General features: G+C 70.4%; 4 protein-coding genes. All 4 read right to left on the bottom strand.

Annotated features, from left to right (window positions below; all coding sequences use genetic code 11):
* Positions 1-103 precede the first annotated feature (103 nt).
* Complete coding sequence (gene truB / locus EHS43_RS38760) at positions 104-1,009, bottom strand: tRNA pseudouridine(55) synthase TruB (RefSeq protein ID WP_125195271.1); 906 nt, start codon at positions 1,007-1,009, stop codon at positions 104-106.
* Complete coding sequence (gene rbfA, locus EHS43_RS38755; RefSeq protein ID WP_007385054.1) at positions 1,006-1,458, bottom strand: 30S ribosome-binding factor RbfA; 453 nt, start codon at positions 1,456-1,458, stop codon at positions 1,006-1,008. The genes truB and rbfA overlap by 4 nt, the downstream gene beginning before the upstream one ends.
* A 32-nt stretch (positions 1,459-1,490) precedes the next feature.
* On the bottom strand, positions 1,491-1,784 hold the full coding sequence (locus EHS43_RS38750; protein ID WP_125195270.1) for a DUF503 domain-containing protein: 294 nt from the start codon (positions 1,782-1,784) through the stop codon (positions 1,491-1,493).
* 136 nt (positions 1,785-1,920) lie between these two features.
* A partial coding sequence (gene infB, locus EHS43_RS38745; RefSeq protein ID WP_185806600.1) for a translation initiation factor IF-2 occupies positions 1,921-4,244 on the bottom strand: 2,324 nt, incomplete at its 5' end.

Genomic DNA, 4,244 nt, shown 5'->3' with positions numbered 1-4,244 from the left:
CACCCTAGGGGTGGGGGAACCGAGGGGGGACCGTGGAGCGGCGGCGCAACCCCGTGATCGCCGCTCCACGGGCAGAAGACCCCGGTGCCCCCACGGCCCGGCCTCAGCCGAAGACGGCGAGGCTCTTGGCCTTGCCCTTCTGCTCCTCGACCAGCGCCAGGAAACGGCCCTCGGGATCGAAGACGGCCACCGTGCCGGCGCCCGCGTACTCGTCGGGCATCTCCAGCCGTACGCCGTTGAGGAGCAGCTTGGCCCGGCGTGCGTCGACGTCCCAGCGCCGGAAGGCGGCCGCGGCGGCCTCCGCGATCGGCATCACCGTCAGCTCCTGCTGGTGCTGGTCGAGGGTCCTGGCCGCGTCCAGCTTGTACGGGCCCACGCGGGTGCGCCGCAGCGCCGTCAGATGGCCGCCCACGCCCAGACCGGCACCGAGGTCCCGGGCGAGGGCCCGGATGTAGGTGCCGGACGAGCAGACCACGGAGACCACCAGGTCGAGCACCGGGGTGCCGTCCTCGGCGACCGCGTCCCGGACGTCGTGGACCGCGAACGAGGAGACGGTGACGGGGCGGGCGGGGATCTCGAACTCCTCGCCCTCCCGGGCCCGCTTGTAGGAGCGCACCCCGTCGATCTTGATGGCGCTGACCTTGGACGGCACCTGCATGATGTCGCCGCTCAGCTCGGCGATCCCGGCGTCGACGGCGTCGCGGGTGACCTTCGAGGCGTCGACCGACCCCGTGATCTCGCCCTCGGCGTCGTCGGTCAGGGTCGTCTGGCCGAGCCGGATCGTGCCCAGGTACTCCTTCTCGGTCAGCGCGAGGTGCCCGAGCAGCTTGGTCGCCCTCTCGACGCCGAGGACCAGCACCCCCGTCGCCATGGGGTCGAGGGTGCCGGCGTGTCCGACGCGGCGGGTCCTGGCGATCCCGCGCATCTTGGCGACCACGTCGTGCGAAGTGAAGCCCGACGGCTTGTCGACGATGACAAGGCCGTCGGGCGTCCGGTTCTTCTCGGTCATTCGGCGGCGTCGTCCGTCTCGTCCTCGTCGCCCGGCTTGCGGTACGGGTCCGCGTCACCGGCGTAGGCGGCACCCGCCGAGACCTCGCGCACCTTCTCGTCGGACTGGCGGGCCTTGTCGAGGAGGTCGTCGATGGTCTTGGCGGTGTCGGGCAGCGCGTCCGCGACGAAGGTCAGCGTCGGCGTGAACTTCACGCCCGCCGCCGCCCCCACGGCGGACCGGAGCACGCCCTTGGCGCTCTCCAGCCCGGCTGCCGCGGCCGCCCGCTCCTCGTCGCCCCCGTACACCGTGTAGAAGACGGTCGCCTCCCGCAGGTCACCCGTGACCCGGGTGTCCGTGATGGTGACGTGTGAGCCGAGCCGCGGGTCCTTGATCCCGCGCAGCAGCTTCTGGGCCACCACCTCTCGGATGAGGTCCGCCAGCCTCTTGGCGCGCGCGTTGTCGGCCACTGGTCCGTCTCCTTAAGTACTTACTTGTTGCTTCAGTCTTCGTCGCTGTGGAGCCTGCGTCGAACCGAGAGCAGCTCCACCTCGGGCCGCGCGGCGACCAGCCGTTCGCAGCGGTCCAGTACGTCCGCGAGGTGTCCCGTGTCCCCGGAGACCATCGCCAGGCCTATCTCGGCCCTGCGATGGAGGTTCTGATGATCCGTCTCCGCCGCGCTCACCGCGTACTTGCGCTGGAGCTCGGCCACGATCGGACGGACGAGAGAGCGTTTCTCCTTCAGCGAGTGCACGTCACCGAGGAGCAGGTCGAAGGACAGAGTCCCCACATACATGTGTGTCCGGATGTCCCGCCGGTTCGGGGTACGGGCGCCACGCTTCGACGCCGATACGGGAACCGTACACGCAACGGCCGGGGCCGATCGACGGATATTACGTCCGCCGACCGGCCCCGATCGCGTGCTGTGCAGGTCAGCCGCGCGGCTTCTCGCGCATCTCGTACGTCGCGATGACGTCGTCGACCTTGATGTCGTTGAAGTTTCCGAGGTTGATACCGCCCTCGAAGCCTTCGCGGATCTCGGTGACGTCGTCCTTGAAGCGACGCAGACCCTCGATGTTGAGGTTCTCCGCGACCACCTTGCCGTCGCGGATGAGGCGCGCCTTGGTGTTGCGCTTGACCTCGCCGGAGCGGATGAGAACACCCGCGATGTTGCCCAGCTTGGACGACTTGAAGACCTCGCGGATCTCCGCCGTACCGAGCTCGACCTCTTCGTACTCCGGCTTGAGCATGCCCTTGAGGGCCGCCTCGATCTCCTCGATCGCCTGGTAGATGACCGAGTAGTACCGGACGTCCACACCCTCGCGCTCGGCCATCTGCTGCGCACGCCCTGCGGCGCGCACGTTGAAGCCGATCACGATGGCGTCCGAGCCCATCGCCAGGTCGATGTCCGACTCCGTGACCGCACCGACACCGCGGTGCAGGACGCGGATGTCGACCTCTTCGCCGACGTCCAGCTGGAGCAGGGAGGACTCGAGAGCCTCGACGGAACCAGAAGCGTCACCCTTGATGATGAGGTTGAGCTGCTGGACCTCGCCGGCCTTGAGCACCTTGTCCAGGTCCTCGAGGGAGACGCGGCGCGTGCGCTTGGCGAAGGCCGCGTTGCGCTCGCGGGCGGCACGCTTCTCGGCGATCTGACGGGCCGTACGGTCCTCGTCGACCACCAGGAAGTTGTCGCCGGCACCCGGGACGTTGGTCAGACCCAGCACCTGGACCGGCGTGGACGGACCCGCCTCGGCGACGTTGTTGCCGTTGTCGTCGAGCATGGCGCGGACGCGACCGTAGGCGTCGCCCACGACCATCGTGTCGCCGACCCGCAGGGTGCCTCGCTGGACGAGGACCGTCGCCACGGCACCACGGCCGCGGTCGAGACGGGACTCGATCGAGATGCCCTGCGCGTCCTGGTTCGGGTTGGCCCGCAGGTCGAGCGAGGCGTCCGCGGTCAGGACGACCGCTTCCAGCAGGGAGTCGATGTGCAGACCCTGCTTGGCGGAGATGTCGACGAACATGGTGTCGCCGCCGTACTCCTCGGCCACCAGGCCGTACTCGGTCAGCTGACCGCGCACCTTGGTCGGGTCGGCACCCTCGACGTCGATCTTGTTGACCGCGACGACGATCGGGACCTCGGCGGCCTTGGCGTGGTTGAGCGCCTCGACCGTCTGCGGCATGACGCCGTCGTTGGCCGCGACGACCAGGATCGCGATGTCCGTCGACCGGGCACCACGGGCACGCATGGCGGTGAACGCCTCGTGACCCGGGGTGTCGATGAAGGTGATCGCGCGGTCCTCGTCGTTGACCTGGGTGGAGACCTGGTAGGCACCGATGTGCTGGGTGATGCCGCCGGCCTCGCCCGCGATGACGTTCGTCTTGCGGATGGCGTCGAGGAGTCGGGTCTTACCGTGGTCGACGTGACCCATGACGGTCACGACCGGCGGACGGACGACCAGGTCCTCGTCGTCGCCCTCGTCCTCACCGAACTCGATGTCGAAGGACTCGAGCAGCTCGCGGTCCTCCTCCTCGGGGCTGACGATCTGAACCGTGTAGTTCATCTCGCCCGCGAGGAGCTGCAGCGTCTCGTCGGAGACGGACTGCGTGGCCGTGACCATCTCGCCGAGGTTCATCATGACCGCGACGAGCGACGCCGGGTTGGCGTTGATCTTCTCCGCGAAGTCGGTGAGGGAGGCACCGCGCGACAGGCGAATGGTCTCGCCGTTGCCGCGAGGCAGCATCACGCCGCCGACCGACGGGGCCTGCATGGCCTCGTACTCCTGGCGCCTCTGCCGCTTCGACTTGCGACCACGACGCGCGGGACCGCCGGGACGACCGAAGGCGCCCTGCGTGCCACCACGACCGCCCGGACCACCGGGACGACCGCCGAAGCCGGGACGACCGCCGCCGCCACCGGGACCACCCGGACGGCCGGCGAAACCGCCGCCACCGCCACCGGGACCACCGGGACGACCGGCGAAGCCGCCGCCGCCACCGGGACCGGCCGGACGGCCGGCGAAGCCGCCGCCACCCGGACGACCGCCGCCGCCACCGGGACGACCGCCGCCACCGGGACCGCGGCCACCGGGGCCACCGCCGCCGGGACGCGGGCCGGCAGCCGGACGCTGCGGCATCATGCCGGGGTTGGGACGCGGGCCGCCGGGACCGCCGCCGGGACGGGGACCGCCCTGCGGACGGGGCATGCCGCCCGGGGTGGGACGGGCGCCGCCCGGAGCCTGCGGACGGGGAC

This window comes from Streptomyces sp. RP5T (genome assembly GCF_003933965.1).
Lineage (GTDB): Bacteria > Actinomycetota > Actinomycetes > Streptomycetales > Streptomycetaceae > Streptomyces.
Note: the sequence above shows the minus strand (reverse complement) of the source record. Positions and strands in the feature narration are given on the sequence as shown.